General features: G+C 37.2%; 13 protein-coding genes. 11 read left to right on the plus strand and 2 right to left on the minus strand.

Features of this window, described 5'->3' with window-relative positions; genetic code table 11:
* The first annotated feature begins 42 nt into the window (after positions 1–42).
* The 8 genes from ACYSNU_RS01625 (at position 43) to greA (ending at position 9,023) form a co-directional block, all read left to right on the plus strand.
* The gene (locus ACYSNU_RS01625; protein ID WP_461735480.1) at positions 43–1,365 is read left to right on the plus strand and encodes an O-antigen polymerase; all 1,323 of its coding nucleotides are present in this window, start codon (positions 43–45) and stop codon (positions 1,363–1,365) included.
* 9 nt (positions 1,366–1,374) lie between these two features.
* Positions 1,375–2,619, plus strand: a complete 1,245-nt coding sequence (locus ACYSNU_RS01630; protein ID WP_461735481.1) for a rhamnosyltransferase WsaF family glycosyltransferase — start codon at positions 1,375–1,377, stop codon at positions 2,617–2,619.
* Positions 2,620–2,657: 38 nt separating this feature from the next.
* Complete coding sequence (locus ACYSNU_RS01635; protein WP_461735482.1) at positions 2,658–3,257, plus strand: acyltransferase; 600 nt, start codon at positions 2,658–2,660, stop codon at positions 3,255–3,257.
* Positions 3,250–4,671 (plus strand): flippase, encoded by a 1,422-nt coding sequence (locus ACYSNU_RS01640; RefSeq protein WP_461735483.1) that lies wholly within the window; start codon positions 3,250–3,252, stop codon positions 4,669–4,671. The genes ACYSNU_RS01635 and ACYSNU_RS01640 overlap by 8 nt, the downstream gene beginning before the upstream one ends.
* Before the next feature lie 71 nt (positions 4,672–4,742).
* Positions 4,743–5,909 carry a nucleotide sugar dehydrogenase gene (locus ACYSNU_RS01645; protein WP_461735484.1) on the plus strand — a complete coding sequence of 389 codons (1,167 nt, stop codon included), beginning with the start codon at positions 4,743–4,745 and terminating at the stop codon, positions 5,907–5,909.
* 25 nt (positions 5,910–5,934) lie between these two features.
* Positions 5,935–6,522 carry a VanZ family protein gene (locus tag ACYSNU_RS01650; protein ID WP_461735485.1) on the plus strand — a complete coding sequence of 196 codons (588 nt, stop codon included), beginning with the start codon at positions 5,935–5,937 and terminating at the stop codon, positions 6,520–6,522.
* A 672-nt stretch (positions 6,523–7,194) separates the two neighbouring features.
* Positions 7,195–8,391: an endolytic transglycosylase MltG gene (gene mltG, locus ACYSNU_RS01655; protein ID WP_461735755.1), complete on the plus strand. Its 1,197-nt coding sequence runs from the start codon at positions 7,195–7,197 to the stop codon at positions 8,389–8,391.
* Positions 8,392–8,543: 152 nt separating this feature from the next.
* Positions 8,544–9,023 carry a transcription elongation factor GreA gene (greA, locus tag ACYSNU_RS01660; protein WP_461735486.1) on the plus strand — a complete coding sequence of 160 codons (480 nt, stop codon included), beginning with the start codon at positions 8,544–8,546 and terminating at the stop codon, positions 9,021–9,023.
* Positions 9,024–9,105: 82 nt separating this feature from the next.
* On the opposite strand, the gene ACYSNU_RS01665 is transcribed toward greA, so the two are convergent.
* A complete protein-coding gene (locus ACYSNU_RS01665) occupies positions 9,106–9,729 on the minus strand; it encodes a CPBP family intramembrane glutamic endopeptidase (protein WP_461735487.1) in 624 nt (207 codons plus the stop codon).
* 358 nt (positions 9,730–10,087) lie between these two features.
* On the opposite strand from ACYSNU_RS01665, the gene liaF reads away from it, so the two are divergent.
* The 3 genes from liaF to ACYSNU_RS01680 are packed head-to-tail and all read left to right on the plus strand — an operon-like array spanning position 10,088 to position 12,521.
* Positions 10,088–10,822 carry a cell wall-active antibiotics response protein LiaF gene (gene liaF / locus ACYSNU_RS01670; RefSeq protein ID WP_461735488.1) on the plus strand — a complete coding sequence of 245 codons (735 nt, stop codon included), beginning with the start codon at positions 10,088–10,090 and terminating at the stop codon, positions 10,820–10,822.
* A complete protein-coding gene (locus ACYSNU_RS01675; protein WP_461735489.1) occupies positions 10,819–11,889 on the plus strand; it encodes a sensor histidine kinase in 1,071 nt (356 codons plus the stop codon). The genes liaF and ACYSNU_RS01675 overlap by 4 nt, the downstream gene beginning before the upstream one ends.
* Complete coding sequence (locus ACYSNU_RS01680) at positions 11,886–12,521, plus strand: response regulator (RefSeq protein ID WP_265455596.1); 636 nt, start codon at positions 11,886–11,888, stop codon at positions 12,519–12,521. Before ACYSNU_RS01675 ends, ACYSNU_RS01680 begins: the two co-directional genes overlap by 4 nt.
* Positions 12,522–12,595: 74 nt before the next feature.
* Here ACYSNU_RS01680 and ACYSNU_RS01685 read toward each other — a convergent pair whose 3' ends face one another.
* On the minus strand, positions 12,596–13,660 hold the full coding sequence (locus tag ACYSNU_RS01685) for an AbrB family transcriptional regulator (RefSeq protein WP_461735490.1): 1,065 nt from the start codon (positions 13,658–13,660) through the stop codon (positions 12,596–12,598).
* Positions 13,661–13,733 lie beyond the last annotated feature (73 nt).

Here is a 13,733-nt window from a genome sequence, read left to right on the forward strand (position 1 = left end):
GCATTTGTATTTTAAACTTTAAATTATTTAGGGGAAGATAACTTGACTATCGATTATAAGAATGGTGAATCAAATCAAAAGCATAAATTTTTTTCATTTATTACAATTTTTCTTTTGTTAATGCAGATGTCAAAAAGAATGGGTTTAGAAGTGTATTTGCTTTTGAATAGCCCTTCTTTTCTTTTGTTAGATCAATCTCGAATATCTATAATTTTAATTTTTTTATTTATTATAAGCTTTTATCTATCCATGAAATTTAAGAATTTAAGAATTTATTTAATACCGACCATGTTGTTTATTGCTACCTTCTTTTTGTTTTTACTAAATAGCTTTATTAATGTTGATACTGTTAGCGTTACAACTGGTTTTTTTATAAATGTTACAGGATATTTATCTTTGCTAATTCTTCTCGTTGTGATGAGTGTGAGAGTAAATTTTTTTTCAAGCGAAGTTATTACAAAAACTGTCTTTTCTTTCTCCCTAATTCAATGTGTAATAGGATTTATTCAATACGTTTTAAATATACCAATTGTTCCAACAACTTTTAATGGTGAGTACTATTTAAACCCTGTCTTTTATTTAAATGGTGTTAGCAGCAATCGAGATGCATATCTTACTTTTGGTGCACAGGTTAGAGCGTTTGGATTAACTGATAGTGGGCTCACATTGGGAATGTTTGCATTGTTACTTTGTTCTATATCATTATTCAGTAATATTAAGAAGACAAAAAAAATTCTTCTTGTAATCTTTTCGTTAGTGGTTGTCTATATGACTTTAACTAGGATAATATACTTAGCAACAATTGTAGTTCTGATAATATATTACCTTTTAACCAAGAAAAAATTTTTCTTAGTTAAAATGGCAATCATTATTTTTACAATATGTCAGAGTTTATTTACTTTTTTTGTTGTTAGTTTCCCACTTGATTATTTGAATGTTTTTGATAATTTTGGGATGAATCTATCTTCTGTTGTAAGTAGAATTGAAGGCTTGAGATATTTTATATCAACAATACCCTTATCACCGTTAAAAATTCTTTTTGGAATGAATTTCACTGCATGGGTTACCAATGTTTCAACACTATATTCTTTAGATAATGAATTATTGAAAACAGTTTTTGATATAGGAATTGTTGGGTACTTAATTTTATACGGTGTGTTCGTTTATGTAATTTTTAAAAATATATCAGTAATGTCTAGCAGTTACTATTCTAATTTCGATAAAGGGCTAGTTTGTTTTTTAGCATCGTTTCCCTTTGTTGGTTTAGGTAATGTTGTGGCTTATTTTTATATTGGTATTTGTGTCATATTGGTTTTAAGGAACTATAGTAAAAAAATGGGTGCTAATGAAAATATGGTCAATTAGGAGATTCAAATGGAAATAATTAAGTCTGTAAATCGTTTAATTACAAAGAAAAGAAACAAGTATAATTCACTAGATTATTCATATTTAAAAAAAGTTTCTTTTGAGAAATCTAGCGTTGACTCTGATAAATTTAGAGTTACACTAGTTTTGCCAAAAATAAACAAAAAATATGTTTTTGGTGGTATAAGTACGGCTGTAAAGTTCTTTAGTCAGTTTGCTGATAATTTAAAGTGCGAGAAAAGGATTTTAATTTCAGATATCCCATTAGATAGTTCTTTATCTGAAGAATATCCTGAGTTTGATATTACTGAACTTAAGACAGACTCGAAAAACTTAAATGGAAAAACTATTCTTTCTGCTATTGATCCTGAATGGCGAAAAGAAAATAGTCTTCAAGTAAGAGAAAATGAAATCTTTATATTTACTTCGTGGAGAACTAAATTTATATTTGATGACTTATACGAATTTCAAAAAGATAATTTTGTTGATTTTAAAAAATCAATATATTTTATCCAAGACTACGAGCCTGGTTTTTTTAACTGGTCTTCTGAATTTATGTTGGTCGATTCAACATATCGTGATAAAAATGTAATAGCAATATTCAATTCTCAGTCACTAAAAGATTATTTTGAGTTATTAGGCTATCACTTTTCGGAGAGTTATCATTTTTCACCTGTTTTAAATTTGTCTATGCAGACCATTCTTAATAATAAAAAAAATGACAATATGCCAAAAAGAAAAAAAAATATTCTATTGTACGGGAGGCCATTTGAGGACAGGAATTGTTTTGGATTGGCTGTAAATTCAATCAATCTCTTTATTGAAAAATATCGACCAGACAACAGTTGGAATTTTATTTCGTTAGGTGCAAATCATCGAGATATTAAACTGTCCAATGGATTTAAACTTATATCTAAAGGAAAGCTCTCCTTAGAATCTTATTCAGAGTATTTGCTAACTAGCAAGGTTGGTATTTCGCTAATGGCATCGCCACATCCTAGCTATCCCCCTTTAGAGATGGCAACATTTGGATTATATACAGTTACTAATTCTTTTGTATGCAAAGACTTAACTTCATTTAGTTCTAAAATAATTTCTGTTGAAAAATCAGATTTTGAAAATATTGCTGACGCTATCAATCAGGCAATTAAGAAGAGTGAAACTAATAATTATGCTCAAGAGAGTATGAAGAGCTATTTAGATACTGACTCACAGTTTTCAGAAATTATCAACACGTTAAAGAAGGTATATTAGTTTTTACTTAAAATATGTCTCTGATGAGGAGCGGTAATTTGATTAAAATAATCAGTAGGATTATCAATAAAATAAATAAATTAGTATCAATTCAAGAATCTAATAAAATATCTTCAATTGGTGAAAAACCTAGGATCTTAGAAAATTTTTCAGTTTTTGGAGGAGAGTTCATTACTATTGGTGATAATTTTTATGCTGGTCCAAGTTGTCGTATTGAAGCTTGGGGGGAATATAAAAATCAAAAACTTTCACCAAAACTTCAGATTGGAAATAACGTCAAAATAAATTCAAAATGTCATATTGGCGCTATTAACAATATCGTAATATCTGATGACGTATTATTGGGTAGTAATGTTTTTATTACAGATCATGCTCATGGAAATAGTTCTAGAGACGAAACTGAAATAGCTCCTAGTGATAGGAAATTATATAGTAAAGGTCCAGTAATTATTGGTGAAAAATGTTGGTTATGTGAAAATGTTACAATACTGCCAAACGTAAACATCGGGAGATGTTCGATTATTGCTGCTGGTGCAGTAGTTACTAAAGATGTTCCTGCATATTGTGTTGTTGGTGGAAATCCAGCTAGAATTATAAAGTATATCGATGTGGATGAAAAGGATGAGATTAATGTTTAAATCTAAATCTTTAGCAGCGAATGCTCTTTTAAATACGATTAGGCAATTTTGTGCAATAGCATTTCCATTAGTGACTTTTCCTTATATATCAAGAGTTCTACAAGTTGAAAATTATGGGAAGTTTACTTTTTCTAATTCAGTAGTAAGTTATTTTGCTTTAATAGCTGCATTAGGCATTTCAAATTATGCCGTGAGAGAAGGCAGTTCTTTAAGGGAAGATAAAAAGAGATTGAGTGTTTTTGCCGATGAAGTGTTTAGCATAAATGTTTTCACAACAATTTTCTCATATATATTACTAATAATAGCATTACTTCTGTTTCAAAATTTGAGAGACTATAAGGTCTTGGTTCTTATTCAAAGCTTGACAATCTTTTTTACTACTATAGGTGTTGAGTGGCTGTATACAATTTATGAAGATTTTGCATATGTTACATTAAGAAGTATAATAGTTCAATTTGTAGCATTAATAATGATGTTTATATTTGTGAAAACTCCAAATGATTATGTGACTTATGCTTGGATAAGTGTTTTAGCTAGTGGGGGAGCTAATATCTTTGGTTTTTTCTACTCTAGAAAATATATACACCTAAAACTGGTTATAGTTAAAAATTTTAAAGAACATATAAAACCGATGGGTATTCTTTTTTTTAACACTCTTGCGATAACGATATATGCAAATTCTGGAATTACTCTATTAGGTATCTTAAAAGACAATCAATCTGTTGGATTATACAATGTGTCCGTTAGAATTTATACAATTATTAAACAATTATTGAATGCTACTGTTGTCGTAATACTCCCAAGAGCTTCACTTTATCTAAGACAGGGGAGACAGGAAGAATATCAAAAGCTAATATTAACTGTATTTAGATTTTTAGCAATCTTAGTTGTTCCCGCTACGGTGGGGTTATATTTTATGAGCTATCAAATAACATATTTTATTGCAGGTGATAGTTATACAAGTGGTTTTACATCACTTAGAATTCTTAGTTTTGCAATTATCTTATCAATTTTTGCAAGCTTTATTACAGTTGGAATCCTTTTACCCCATAGACGTGAAAAAAAAATTTTAATTGCAACCGTAGCTGGAGCAGTTGTTAACTTTATTCTGAATATTACTCTTATTCCGTTTCTTGATTTTAACGGAGCAGCAATAGCAACAGTTTTAGCTGAATTAGTAGTTTTTTGTTTTTCAATATATTTTGCTAAAGATATTTTCGATTTCAAAATAATTATGGGTTCATTTAAAGCACCTCTTGTGGGTAGTATTTTGATTGGGATTGTTTGCACAATTGTCAATCTTAAGATAGATAATAATTTTTGGTCCTTAATAATTTCCGTTTCCGTTAGCATTGTTGCATATAGTGCAACCTTGATTGGATTTTATTGGGTTGATTTAAAAATAAAAAAATAGCTTTTTTATTTACTACTTGGATAACACTTCGTTAGCTTTTTATCTATAAAACAATCAAAGAAGGCGTACTCATGAAAATCTCTACATTTGGCCTCGGCTATGTCGGGCTGGCTAACTCATTACTCTTGTCACAAAAAGAAGCAGTAATGGCGTATGATATTGTTCCAGAAAAAATCTTGATGCTGCAAAAAGGGGTTTCACCGCTTGAAGATCAGGAAGTTCATGAGTTTTTAGAACGAGATGATTTGCATGCCGAGTTCACCAATGACTTTGAAAAAGCCGTTTTATTTGGCGACTATCTGATTATTGCAACACCGACAGATTATGATGAGAAGAAAAATTATTTTGATACCTCTACAGTGGAAAATGTCATTGAACAAGCATTGGCAATTCGACCTGATGCTGTTTTTATCATTAAGTCAACTGTTCCAGTGGGCTATGTTGAAAGTATCAAAGAAAAATATCAGACAGAAAATATCATCTTCTCTCCTGAATTTTTGCGGGAAGGCAAGGCACTATATGATAATTTATACCCATCTCGAATTATCGTAGGTGAATGTTCTGAGCGTGGACAGGAAATTGCGGATATGTTTAAAGAGAACGCCCGCAAAGAAGATGTGGAAGTGTTGTTAACTCACTCAACCGAAGCAGAAGCCATTAAGTTATTTTCCAATACTTATCTAGCACTGAGAGTAGCCTACTTTAATGAGCTAGACACTTATGCGGAGTCCCGTGGTCTGAATAGTAAACAGATTATTGAAGGTGTTGGGCTTGATCCGCGGATCGGTACTCATTACAATAACCCATCTTTTGGCTATGGTGGTTACTGCTTGCCAAAGGATACCAAGCAACTGCGGGCTAATTATGATAAGGTTCCAAATAATTTGATTGGTGCAATTGTTGAGGCTAATACTACGAGAAAAGACTTTATCGCTGAGCAGATATTAGCAAGGAATCCTAAGAGAGTTGGAATTTATCGTTTGACGATGAAGGCTCATTCGGATAATTTCCGCTACTCTTCGATACAGGGGATTATGAAGCGGATTAAGGCGAAAGGGATTGAGGTCGTCGTGTATGAACCGACTTTGGATGCCGATGATTTTTATAATTCGAAGGTAATTAAAGATTTAGCAGAATTTAAAGAAATGTCGGATGTGATTGTCTCGAATCGCTTTGAGCCTGAATTGGCAGATGTGAAGGAGAAAGTTTATACCCGAGATATTTTTAACGAAAATTAAACGACTAAACGGAGGTGAATAGTAAATGAAGAAAAACGTTTTTTCATTTACGCTATCAGCCTTCGTTTTTGCGTTTGTTTCGTATGTTCTGATTCGTTTTATCGTGATGCCGACGGTCGCACATTATCCCCGGTTACTGAGGGCAGTGGAGCGTTTTGAATATACCTATCAGGTTCTATTTTTGTTTCTTTTTTTGGCGATGTGGCTATTTTTCATTCAATATCAGTTAAAGAAAATTTCAATGGTCTTTTTGTATTTGGTAATTAGCACTTATTTATTCTTATTGTTCATCATGTTATTTGCTAAAGCGACAGCTTATCAGGCGCTGTCTTTAAATCCTTTTGATTTTATTCAGGCGGATGACCGAGTGCTTTCTGAGGCAGTCCTAAACATTGTGTTTCTGATTCCGCTGGGGATGATTTATGGGTTGGGGACGAATAGTTGGCAGTATGTTGTGACGGCGCTGCTGACAATTTTTGGGGTTGAGACAATCCAATATGTGTTTTATCTGGGAACTTTTGCGATTAGCGATATTCTGCTGAACTTTATCGGGACGACTATCGGCTATCTTTCAGCAAAATTTCTAATTAAAAAATTCAAACAAACGATTTAAGAGCTGGTCTAAAGAAAAGTTTGGACGGCTCTTTTATTGCACCAATTTTGCAATCATTACAGGGGCTTGACTTGTGGGGGAATCCTTGATTTCAGGTTTTCTTTTGAGGGGCTTTCATGTATAATTGTAGGAGTTATGATAGTGAGGCAGTGTGTTGTTTTATAGAAAACACTGAAGCGAGGAGATGCTAGCCATCTTTTTTATTTTGTGAAATGGCTGAAAGCATGACTAAATGAATGAAATGAAGGAGGAAAAACTTTGGCTGACGATAATAATAAAAAACCAGAGGAATCCTTTAAAGACAAAATTATGCAGTCCCTAAATGGTGGGACTGACAGTAATAATAGTGCTGATAATGGCGGGGCAAAAACGGATGAAGAGCGGGCACGGGAGACACGGTTTTCCCGGCGAATTTTTGATGATGCCACGCCGCTAGGGATGGACGAGCCGATTGCGCCGAGGAATGAAACCAATGAGCGGACACAATCAACAAATGTTGAATCCAATGATACGAATTCGGTTGACAGTAATCTAGAAAATACGCCAACTTCGCCAGAAGCGGGCACGCCTAGTTGGCGAGAGTCTAATGATTTTTCTGATACCACAGAAGGGCCGCTGCCGCCAGTTAACGAGCAGCCAACGCCAAGTCTTGAGGATATTGATTATTCCAGCGTGGGCTCACGGTCGCAGGATATTCACGAGACTAAAAAGGAAGATTCAGAGCCGACTCTAGAAGAGATTGCCGAGCTACCGCCTCGTCAAAGAAAATTTGAAACCCGCAAGAAGGAACGAAAAGTTGTGCGGCGGATTGTTTTAATTGTGGTGGCAACGCTGGTTGTCTTGGGAACGATTTTAGGTGTGACCTTCTACAATTTTGTTCAAGGGGCTTTGGAGCCGCGGGATGCTGAAGATTCACAGCTAGTGCAGGTCAATATTCCAAGCGGGTCTTCGAATAAAGAGATTGGTGAGATTTTGGAAAATGACAATGTGATTGTCAGTGGGCTAGTCTTCAATTACTGGACAAAATTTAATAATGTGGACGGCTTCCAGTCGGGCTATTACCAAATGTCGCCTGACATGACGCTGGATGAGATTTCGACGTTGCTGCAGGCTGGTGGGACGGCTGAGCCGCAGGCGATTGCTGATGCTAAGATCGTTATTCCGGAGGGCAATGATATCGCCAGCATTGCCGATATTATCGAAACCTCAACGGAGGGTGCGATTACCGCTGATGACTTCTTAGCTTTGATGAACGACGATGCCTATTTCCAAAAAGTTTTAGCGCTGTATCCGCAAATGCTGACGAGCGCGAGCGAGGCGGAGGGTGTGAGATATCGCTTAGAGGGTTATTTATTCCCAGCGACTTATGATTTTTACGCAGACACGACGACTGCTGAAGGCTTAGCAGATCAAATGGTGGCGGCGATGTATGATACCTTGAGTCCTTATTTTGAAAGTATTCAAAATCAAGGCTACACTGTGCAGCAATTCTTAACGCTTGCTTCATTGGTTGAGCGGGAAGGTGTGACGGCTGAAGATCGGGCGAATATTGCGCAAGTCTTTATTAACCGGATTAATGCTGGCATGGCGTTGCAATCAGATATTTCGATTTTGTATGCGTTAGGTGTGCACAAGGAAGTTGTCACTTACGACGATTTAGAAGTGGATTCACCTTATAATCTCTATACCAATACTGGTTATGGACCAGGGCCGTTTGATTCGCCAGGTTTGGCTTCGATTGAGGCGACCTTGAATCCGACGCCAAATGATTATTACTACTTTGTCGCTGACGTTGATACAGGAGATGTCTATTTCGCAGAAACATATGAAGAGCATCAACAACTAGTTGAGGAATATGTGAATAACTAGTTTACAATTATTCTAAGTCATGGTAACCTTTTGTGGAGTGATTTTTCTCTGCAAGGGGTTGCTTTCGATTTAACCCGAGAAATAGACCAATCAATAACAATTAAATTAAATCAAGACTATAATAGATGGAAGAAAAAAAGGGGAAGATTAGTATGGCGGATAAAGTTTATCCAATGACACTTGATGGTAAAGCCAAGTTAGAAGAAGAATTAGAAAATTTAAAAACAGTAAAACGGGGAGAAATCATCGAACGTATCAAAGTGGCTCGCAGTTTCGGTGACCTTTCTGAAAACTCAGAGTACGAATCAGCAAAAGATGAGCAAGCCTTTGTTGAAGGCCGCATCACCACAATTGAAACAATGCTGCGTTTTGCTGAAATCATTGACAATAACAATGTGAATAGCGATGAGGTCTCTATCGGTAAAACGGTGACCTTTATCGAAATGCCTGACGGCGAAGAAGAAGAATACACCATCGTCGGCAGTGCCGAAGCCGACCCATTTGCTGGTCGTATCTCAAATGATTCACCAATTGCCCAAGCCTTGCTTGGCAAAGAAGTGGATGATGTCGTAGCCATCGCCACACCCGGCGGCGACATGCAAGTGAAAATTACTAAGGTTGAAATGATTTGATTTAATTTAAAAGATAAAAACCACGCTGCTGCAATTCCTTGAAAAGGGGATTGCGACAGCGTGGTTTTTTGTAGTATGTTTCCTATCTTCCCAAAAGCGGAAGTAGCAAAGTTACAGCATCGTAAAGATAATGGCAGAGCCAGCTGACCCAGATGCTATTGGATTTATGCCAGAGGTAATTAAGCAAAAAACGCACGGGAGCTAAGGTAAATAATAACTGTAACGGATGCAGTCCATAGGCGGTGACGTGCCAGAAAGCAAACAGAATACTTACAATAATTGAAGCAACTGTAAAGGAGAGGCCAAGTTTTTTTAATGCTAGTAAAAGATTAGTGCTGATGATTTCTTCTCCCATAATCATCAAGGGTACTTGTGTTAATAAAATCATTGGCTGAAAGTTGTTTTCAATTGTATTTTGAGTAATACTTCCAAAAAGTGTTGAATAGAACAAACCAAAGCCAAGACCGACTATTAGGGTTAATGGAACTCCCCATAGGCTGGTTTTTAAGCTAAAGTGCTTGAATTGGTTGGTAAAGAGCTTCTTCAGTAAAAAGTAGCCAGCTAATCCAGCTAAAACAGCATTCCAACCGCTCCCGAGAATTGTCAATATGTTAGTGCTCAAACCAGTCAAGTGTAACAACAAATAGGAAACAGCGACTGCAATGGTAACCAAGATCAGAGCGACAGCATTTTTGTTTTTAACCATAGTGATTATCCTTCCCATAAAACCTTTTTTATGCAGTAATTATAATCCTATAGATAACAAATTTAAAAATGATAGGTAACAAGGTGACGAAATTGTTCGTTGATTTCGTCTGAGGAAATTTTGGTTTTTGCGGATGGAAAAAGGCGGGGAAAACTTCGATGACGGACTATCTTAATTTTTTAATGATAAAAAGAATTTGAAGAGAATTTTTACGTAATAATTTTTCAAAATATCTCCAAAAGTTATTTACTGATTTTTTCAAAACTGCTATAGTTAACAATTAGGTCTTAGGTCCAATGTAAATGGAGCTGAAAAGCTTTAAGATAGATATAGAATCACGGAAGAAGGGGGCAATTGCATGGGCTCACTACGTTTTTTTATTGTAGTTGAAATCTTACTATTTTTATTTGGCGTCTATCAGGTGTTGACCAATCCGGCGCTGTTATTGTTATTAGCCTTTGGAATATTTTGTGTCTATTTAGGTTTGCGCAAACGCAAGCGGGGCCGGGGAAATTTCCAAAGTTTTGAATTGATTTTTGGTTTATTTATGATTTTCTTAGGCATGGCGAGTTCGCCAGCTTTTTGGATAATGGTGATTTTAGCGGTATTGTATATCGGCTTAAAGGGCATTGAAATTTCTGGGGTTGATATCACGAAAAATTCCTTCTGGCGCAAAAAGCAGATGATTATCGTGAAGACGACGGAGCCGCAGCAGCATGATAAGCAAAAAGAAAAAATGCAGTGGCTGGGTAGTGAACGGATTGGTGATGATGTTTATGAATGGAATGACATCAACTTGAATCTGCTGGCTGGTGATACGATTGTCGATTTGGGCAATACATTGTTACCGAAAGACGACAGTATTGTCATTATTCGTAAAGGCTTTGGCCGGACTCGGATTTTAGTACCTTTGGGGGTGGGCATTCAATTGCAGCACTCGGCCCTCTATGGTCAAATCGAATTTGAAAATACTCAGGATGCTTTGAAGAATGAAACAGTGACTCTGTATAGCGGCGATTACGACCAAAATCCCCGCCGTTTGAAGATTTTGACTAACACGTTGGTAGGTGACTTAGAGGTGATCCGCGTATGATGCAAAAACCTGGTCGCCTTTTGATTGCATTGTATGCCATGCTTGCCTACTTTGTGTTATTCCTGTTTATTCTTTTTACTTTTTTTTACGCGAGCGGCACCACTCATTGGTGGGTGGAACTGGTCACTCAAAAAATCTTCTTTATCCCCTACCTAGTGTATCTGGTGGTCATTGCTGCCGTGTTGGGCCTGCTGACTTATTTTATTGTTAATTGGCTGCAGCGCTCTGGTAGTAAAGCGATTGAAGAAAAATTGCGTTTATTAGCCAATGGCAATTATGATAATCCTAAATTAACCGAGGAAATTGACTATTCTAATAATATTTATTTGAATGAGATGAACCGAGATGTTCTGCGGATTCAAGAAAAATTAGTGGAAATTTCCCGGGAGCTGCAGGCTTTAAACAGTCTGCCGCAACTAGTGGATGGCAGTACCAAAGAGGAAATCTTGGAGCAGGAGCGCCATCGTTTGGCACGGGAGCTCCATGATTCCGTTTCTCAGCAATTATTTGCGGCGATGATGTTATTGTCGGCCTTAAATGAAATCGCCAATCAGGATGAAAATCTGGCACCTTTGCGTAAGCAACTGGATACAGTGACGTCCATCATCAATGCTTCTCAATCGGAAATGCGGGCGCTCTTGTTGCATCTGCGGCCGGTCAGTCTTGAGGGCAAGAGCTTGAAGCAGGGGATTGAGCAGCTGCTGAAGGAATTGCAGACGAAAATTCAAATTGAGTTGAAGTGGGATGCTGAGGAAGTCAAATTGTCAGCGAACATTGAAGATCAATTGTTTAGAGTGGTGCAGGAGCTATTATCAAATACTTTGCGGCATTCCAAAGCCAAGGAATTGGAAGTCTATCTGCATCGAATTGGCCCGAATGTCTTGTTGCGGGTGGTGGATGATGGTGTCGGCTTCGATGTCACCGAAAACCGGGCCGGCAGTTATGGGTTGAATAATATTCGTGAACGGGTCGCTGGTGTCGGCGGGACCGTCAAGATAATCAGTTTTAAAAATCAAGGAACCAGCGTTGAAATCAAGGTTCCAATTTTAGAGGAGGAATCTGCATGATTCGTGTAATGCTGGTGGATGATCATGAGATGGTGCGTTTAGGCGTGTCGTCATACCTGTCGATTCAAAGCGATATTGAAGTGGTAGGAGAAGCAGAAAATGGTCGACAAGGCTATGAATTGGCCTTGGAGTTGCGACCGGATGTGATTTTAATGGATTTAGTGATGGACGAAATGGACGGCATTGAGTCCACTAAATTAATTTTAAAGGAATGGCCAGAAGCCAAAATTATTATCGTCACAAGTTTTATTGATGACGAAAAGGTTTATCCGGCGATTGAAGCGGGAGCGGCGGGCTATTTATTGAAAACCTCAACGGCAAGTGAAATTGCCGAAGCGATTCGAGCAACACAGCGGGGGGAACGGGTTTTAGAGCCAGAAGTTACCACCAAGATGATGGAGCGCCTCAGCCGGAAAAATGAGCCGGTGTTGCATGAGGATTTAACCAATCGAGAGGTTGAAATTTTGATGCTGATTACCCAAGGGATGAGCAATCAAGAGATCGCCGATGAGTTATTTATTACCTTAAAAACGGTGAAGACTCACGTCTCCAATATTCTTTCCAAATTGGAAGTTGAGGACCGCACGCAAGCGGCAATTTATGCCTTTAAACACGGCTTAGTTAAATCATAAAAAAACTGTCAGCACAGTGACTGTCTTCAAAAATGAAGCAGAACTGTGCTGGCAGTTTTATTTTGTTTGAAATTTTAACTGACAAAGGCCACGACAATGCGGATAAATTGCGGTAGAAAAATAACTGTATATAGGGTACGACTAATTTGAACTAAGGCGATTTTTGTCATATCGCCACCTAAATCACCGGCAATCAAGGAAATATCAGTCGCTCCGGCTGGTGATGAGGCAAAGAGGGCGGAACGGAAATCCAACAGCTTGCGGCGGGAAATGGTCACACCAAAAATCACATTGATCACTAGATAACTGGAGAGTAAAATAATCGCCGGTAAAATCAAACTACCCATATTTAAAATGCTGTCTCTGGTAATCGTACTGCCGATAATCGAACCAGCAATCAATTGCGCAAAAAAACGAAGATGCTTGGATAGCGGCGCTGTATTTTTTAAGAGCTTGATACCGATAGAAAAGACTAACGACAAGCTCAAGGCGCCAACTGGAATTTGTAAAAAGACACCAATTAGTCCGCCAATCGCTGCCACCACGAGAATCAACAGATTATTCGCCAAAGCTGAATTAGTGCCGTGATTCAAAGTTTTTTCCAATTTGGGTTCGGCAACTTCAACGGGCGGGTCTTGATTTTTATTGAGCTTTTTGATTAAAAACTCTATCCAATAAGGTAGAATTAATAACATTCCCACTAAACGAATCAGCTGCATCGTGGCGACAATTTCTGATTTGGCCCCCATGTCGATACTGATAAGGGAAACATCCATAATGCCCCCTGGTAAACAGGAAAGCAGGCTGGTAATCAAGTCAAAATCAAACAATTTGAAAAATAAAAAGCCCATTGCAAAGGTATTAATCGTAAATAGCAGCAGTAAAAAGAGAATCGGTTTGGCCATTTTGGGGAAGGTCTGCAGGTCCCGTTTAGAAATCTGCTGGCCGATATAAGCCCCGCTGACAATTTGCGCAAAGGTCTTAAAATAACTGGGCATAAATAAATCATGGACAAAAACAGAGTAAAGAGCCACACCAATCATGCTGCCGGTCATAAATGGAGCTGGCAATTTTAACCGCTGGGCAATTTTAGCACTGATCAAGGCCACGATAAAGGTGAGAAGAATAGTTTTAAACACGGAGTTACCGCCTGTCTTTTTTAACTAGATTGTAGCAAATTTTCTAGAATAATTGTGAAGAAAATTTCAAGGG

Source organism: Enterococcus sp. LJL120, from assembly GCF_054871765.1.

Bases quoted from the DNA above. Each gene is read 5' to 3' on its own strand.
- ACYSNU_RS01680 (WP_265455596.1), top strand. From the start codon at position 11,886: ATGATTCGTGTAATGCTGGTGGATGATCATGAGATGGTGCGTTTAGGC.
- ACYSNU_RS01650 (WP_461735485.1), top strand. From the start codon at position 5,935: ATGAAGAAAAACGTTTTTTCATTTACGCTATCAGCCTTCGTTTTTGCG.
- ACYSNU_RS01665 (WP_461735487.1), bottom strand. From the start codon at position 9,729: ATGGTTAAAAACAAAAATGCTGTCGCTCTGATCTTGGTTACCATTGCA.
- liaF (WP_461735488.1), top strand. From the start codon at position 10,088: ATGGGCTCACTACGTTTTTTTATTGTAGTTGAAATCTTACTATTTTTA.
- ACYSNU_RS01645 (WP_461735484.1), top strand. From the start codon at position 4,743: ATGAAAATCTCTACATTTGGCCTCGGCTATGTCGGGCTGGCTAACTCA.
- greA (WP_461735486.1), top strand. From the start codon at position 8,544: ATGGCGGATAAAGTTTATCCAATGACACTTGATGGTAAAGCCAAGTTA.
- ACYSNU_RS01630 (WP_461735481.1), top strand. From the start codon at position 1,375: ATGGAAATAATTAAGTCTGTAAATCGTTTAATTACAAAGAAAAGAAAC.
- ACYSNU_RS01675 (WP_461735489.1), top strand. From the start codon at position 10,819: ATGATGCAAAAACCTGGTCGCCTTTTGATTGCATTGTATGCCATGCTT.
- ACYSNU_RS01640 (WP_461735483.1), top strand. From the start codon at position 3,250: ATGTTTAAATCTAAATCTTTAGCAGCGAATGCTCTTTTAAATACGATT.